The sequence below is a fragment of the Neoroseomonas alkaliterrae genome, from assembly GCF_014199195.1.
GTDB classification, from domain to species: domain Bacteria; phylum Pseudomonadota; class Alphaproteobacteria; order Acetobacterales; family Acetobacteraceae; genus Neoroseomonas; species Neoroseomonas alkaliterrae.
On record NZ_JACIJE010000046.1, the window covers coordinates 1 to 1,148 of the forward strand.

Genomic DNA, 1,148 nt, shown 5'->3' on the forward strand with positions numbered 1-1,148 from the left:
GGAGACCTCTGCGAAACCCGCCTGATCGGGCGATGGAGGCGTGGCGGCGGCCTGGAAGCGGCCTGTGAGTTCGGTTTCGGTGTTTGGCGGCAGGCGAGCGGACGCACGTCCCCCGTCAGGCGGTGAGCCGTTCGGCGCGGCGCAGGTTCATGGCGGTGCAGAGCAGGTGCAGATGGGCGCCGTTGCGCAGCAGGCCGCGGTAGCGGACGCGGCGCCAGCCGTAGCTGCGCTTGAGGGTGCCGAAGGTGCGTTCGACCTGGCCGCGGATCGGCGCCAGCGCGGTGTTCATCCAGCGCTGCCAGGCGGTGAGCGGGCGGCGCGCATGGCCGCGATGCATGATGCCGTCGGCGATGCCGGCCTCGGCCAGCGCCTCGCGCCGGGGCGCGCTGTCATAGGCCTTGTCCATGAACACCGCCGCCTCGTCGCCTTGCACCAACCCGTCGGCGGCCAGGCTGTCACCGACATCGGCACCGGTCAGCACGGCGTCACGGATCAGGTCGGAGCCGAGATCCACCGCGACATGCGCCTTGAAGCCAAAGAAGCTGCGCTGGCCGCGCCGCGTGAAGCCGGCCTCCGGGTCCTTGGTGGAGACCTCGCCCTCGCTGAGCGGCGGACGGGCGACGGCGGCCTCGACCAGCGTCGCGTCGATCAGCGTGCCGGCCTTCAGAACCAGGCCGCGGGCATCGAGTTGACGGTTCAGCTCGGCGAACAGCGCCTCGGCCAGGCCGCGCTCGGCCAAGGCGGTGCGGAAGCGGCACAACGTCGTCTCGTCCGGCGTGCCATCATCAAGGCCGAAGCCGCAGAAGCGGCGGAACGACAGCCGGTCCGCCAGCGCTTCCTCGAGGCCCGGATCGGAAAGCTGGTACCACTGCGCCAGCAGCAGTGCCCGGAACAGCGCCAGCGGGGGGTAGCCGGGCCGCCCCGTCGGCGCGCGCAGCGGCGCGAGCAGGCGCTCCATCGGCGTCCAGTCGATCAGGCCGGCGATGCGCTCCAGCCGACGATTGGAGCCGGCACCCGCCGGCAGCAGCGCCTCCACGAGGCTCCCCTGTCCGATCCGCCGCTGACCCATCCCCGCCTCGCCACCGTTGCCGACCCACAAAGCGAATCAACAACAGCGGCCCTCAGCAAGGCGTTTCGCAGAGGTCTCC

1 protein-coding gene is annotated in these 1,148 nt (G+C 71.7%); it reads right to left on the reverse strand.

Translation table 11 applies throughout. The features are described from left to right. Positions 1-115: 115 nt before the first annotated feature. Positions 116-1,036: an IS5 family transposase gene (locus FHS88_RS20465; protein ID WP_211843002.1), complete on the reverse strand. Its 921-nt coding sequence runs from the start codon at positions 1,034-1,036 to the stop codon at positions 116-118. Positions 1,037-1,148: the final 112 nt, after the last annotated feature.